Raw genomic sequence first — 3,361 nt, 5'->3', positions numbered from 1 at the left:
CCTTCCCGGCAGCACCCCACCCGCCTTGCCGCGCACGGCTTCGGCGACCAGCTCCCGGACCCGCGCCGCGGGCACCGGCTCACCGGGGTTCTCGCGCAACCACCGCAGCGCCTCCTCCTGCCCCGCCCCCTCCGGTGGCGTGCCCGGCAGGTACGGCTGCACGTACACCGGCGTCCCCGGCTCGCTGCGCCAGCTGTCGGCGAGCGATCCCGTGTCCACGGCGTCGAACCCCAGCACGTCCAGCAGTTCGACCACCGCCGCCTTGGCCTCGACGTCGTCACCCGCGATCGGCAGCGCGCTGCGGTCCGGCGCGCCCGACGGACGTGCGGCGTTGGCCAGGTTGAAGAAGCTGATGCTGTTGAACGCCTTCACCACCCGCGCACCGGGCAGCCCGCGCTGGACCAGCTCGCTGGACGTCACCGAGTTCGAGTCCAGCTCGGCGATCGCCCGGTCCCGCTGCGGGTAGTAGTTCATCGTGTCGATCACGATCCGCCCGACGAGCGCGTCCGCGGGCAGCTGGTCGAGCGCGTGCAGCGGCACGGTCGCGACAACCAGGTCACCGGCACGCGCGGCCTCCGCCGGGGTGGCGGCGCGAGCCCGCGGTCCCAGCTCCGCGACGAACTCCGCGAGGCTGTCCGCCCCTCTGGAGTTGCTCAGCACAACCTCGAGCCCTCGCGCGACAGCTTGACGCGCGAGAGTCCCGCCGATCATCCCGGCCCCGATGAGCCCCAGCGTTCCGGTCATGCCCGTCCGCCCCTCCACCACGTCACCGCATAAATGGCAGTCAACTGCCACTTGCTCCGATTCGGAACGTAGCACAAGTGGCAGAAGACTGTCATTTGCTACCGTTGCGCGGTGAAGGCGGAGCCCGACCGACGACCGCGCGCCGACGCCGCGCGCAACATCGAGCACATCCTGTGCGCCGCACGCGAGGTCTTCGCCCGCGTCGGTCCGGACGCTCCCCTCGACGAGGTGGCCAAGCACGCGGGCGTGGGCGTGCGCACCCTGCACCGCCACTTCCCGCGCAAGGAAGACCTGGTCAGGGCAACCCTGGACCGCGCCCTCACCCCGGACTTCGCCCACGCCATCACCAGGGCGAACTCCACCCCGAACCCGCTCCGGGCCCTCACCGCGCTGATCGAGGAAACCCTCACCCTGGTGGACCGCGAACGCCCCACCCTGGCAGCCGCGAGCAACCCCAGCGCCCTGACCTCGGCCATCGCCGAACCCCTGCTCGACACCCTGACCGAGCTGACCGAAAAAGCCCAACGCGCAACCCTGATCCGCCCGGACCTCACCCCGCACGACGTGCACCGCCTGCTGGGGATGCTGACCAGCGTCCTGTGGGGCATGGCACCGGGCGACCAGGGCTGGCGCAGGTACCTGGTCCTGCTCCTGGACGCCCTGTCCCCAACCACAACCACCCCACTCCCACCCGCAAGCCCGCTCCACCCCGCGAGCACGGGAGCGGAGTGCGTCCCCGCATGGCGAACCGGCACGTCCGGAACCCCGCGCCCCTGACCTGAGGGCACAACATCCGACGGTCCGACGGTTCGCCCGCCCGCGTGACCGCCCGGCCGCCCGGCCACGTGACCGCCTGGCCGCGTGACCGCCCGCCCGTGTGACCGCCCGGCCGCCCGGCCACGTGACCGCCCGGCCGCGTGACCGCATGGCCGCGTGACCGCATGGCTGCCTGGCCGCGTGGCCGCCCGGTCGCGTGGCCGCATGGCTGCCTGGCCGCCCGGCCACGTGGCCGCCTGGCCGCGTGACCGCATGGCTGCGGACGAGTGATCGCCTGACCATGCAGCTGCCAGCTCGTGCGTCATCTCCCGCGTTGCGGCAACGTGACCGTTTGGCGGCTTCGGGCTTTCGGCTTGCCGATGCGCCGAAGTCCGCGCGTTTCGGCCGTCCGTTCGACCGGTTGCGCGCTACGTACGCCCTGCGATATCTGGTGATCCCCCTCCCAGCGTTCTGACCGGTGAAGTCACAGCAGGGCAGTAAGTCCCAGGACCCCCAGGCACTTCGGCGCTCCCCCTCTCCGTCTCACCCAGTGGATCATGAACCCACTTCCGCAGTACTCCAAACGGGTGAGGTTTGTTCATGGCACGGGCATTGGTGGTCTACGAGTCCATGTTCGGCAACGCCAAGCTGATCGCCGAGGCGATCGCGCGCGGCCTGTCGATCTGGCGATCCACCGACGTGCTCGAAGTCGGCGTCGCGCCGGACGTCCTGCCCTCGGACCTCGACCTGCTCGTCATCGGCGCACCGACCCACGCGTTCGGACTCAGCAGGCCCGGCACCCGCAAGGCCGCGACCCAGTACCAGGAGCAGGTGCTCTCCTCCAGGCGCGGGATGCGCGAGTGGCTCGCCGTGGTCGAGCAGGAGCGGATCGGCGTCGAAGCGGTCGCCTTCGACACCGGCATCCGCTTCGCCCCCGGCTCGGCCGCCCGCGTGGCCACGCTCGCCCTGCGCAAGCTGCGCTTCGAGGTCCGCTACCAGCCCAAGTCGGTCGACGTGGTCACCGCGATCGGGCCCCTCCTGGATGGTGAGGCCGAGCGCGCCGAGGAATGGGGACGCGCCATCGCCGAAGCGTCCTTCTCCCGCAACTGACCGCGATCACTCGACGCGCACCAACGGCTTAGCGTGCCAACGGCCTAGCGCACGTCAGTCACCTAACGCACGCCAACGGCCCAGCGCGCGGTGACTGTCGAGCGCACAGCGACTGCCCGATGTGCCACAACCGTTGAGCGCGCGACTGCTGCCAGGTGCGCGACCACCACCGAACACGCGGCAGTCGTCGCACGCCCGACTCGGGTGCTGTCGAGGTTCACGCGGAACCGCCCCTGCCCGGCCCGCGTGGACCTGCCCGAAGCTCCCGCGAACGCCCAACAACCGTCGTCCGGCCCGCCCTGCCCGGTCGTCACGGCGCCATTCTCACCGCATCCCTCCCCCCTCGTCGTTGACCAGCCCCGCCCGTCGCCGCCCGGTGACCCGACACCGCCGAACCGCGTGCGGCGCTTGGAGAAAACCCTTCTCCACCAGGCCTGATCGCCGCTTTCCCCGTCAAGCTTGGCACGCTGGACACCCCTGGGGCCAAGACCTTCGGAGGGGGAATTTCCGCGTTCATCGGTGAATCACCCGGTGGAGCGACACCGCGGTTCCCGGCTGATCAAGCGCCAGGAACGCCGAGACATCCCGGACCGACCGACAGGTCGCCCCAACGCCCCGAAACCGCTCCCACCACCCACCCCACCAGCCCCGTTCCCCGTCCCCCGGAATCCCCACCAGGGCCGGAGGTCACCACCGCCCCCAGCGCACGACCCGCGTTCGCGGGGCACTTGGGCGCTCCCCCCGAAGTCCT

General features: G+C 71.2%; 3 protein-coding genes. 2 read left to right on the top strand and 1 reads right to left on the bottom strand.

Going from position 1 to position 3,361, the window contains the following annotated elements; genetic code table 11:
- Positions 1 to 744, bottom strand: a 744-nt coding sequence (locus ACTUAL_RS32265; protein WP_440902879.1) for an NADPH-dependent F420 reductase, incomplete at its 3' end; no start/stop codon positions are given.
- A gap of 111 nt (positions 745 to 855) precedes the next feature.
- Between ACTUAL_RS32265 and ACTUAL_RS32260 the strand changes: the two genes are divergently transcribed.
- Both ACTUAL_RS32260 and ACTUAL_RS32255 read left to right on the top strand, forming a co-directional pair.
- Entirely contained in the window at positions 856 to 1,521 is a 666-nt protein-coding gene (locus ACTUAL_RS32260) for a TetR/AcrR family transcriptional regulator (protein ID WP_440902878.1), read from the top strand.
- A gap of 579 nt (positions 1,522 to 2,100) precedes the next feature.
- Positions 2,101 to 2,610: a flavodoxin family protein gene (locus ACTUAL_RS32255; RefSeq protein ID WP_440902877.1), complete on the top strand. Its 510-nt coding sequence runs from the start codon at positions 2,101 to 2,103 to the stop codon at positions 2,608 to 2,610.
- The last annotated feature ends 751 nt before the right edge of the window (positions 2,611 to 3,361 follow it).

It is taken from the genome of Actinosynnema sp., from assembly GCF_052038725.1.
Note: the sequence above shows the minus strand (reverse complement) of the source record. Positions and strands in the feature narration are given on the sequence as shown.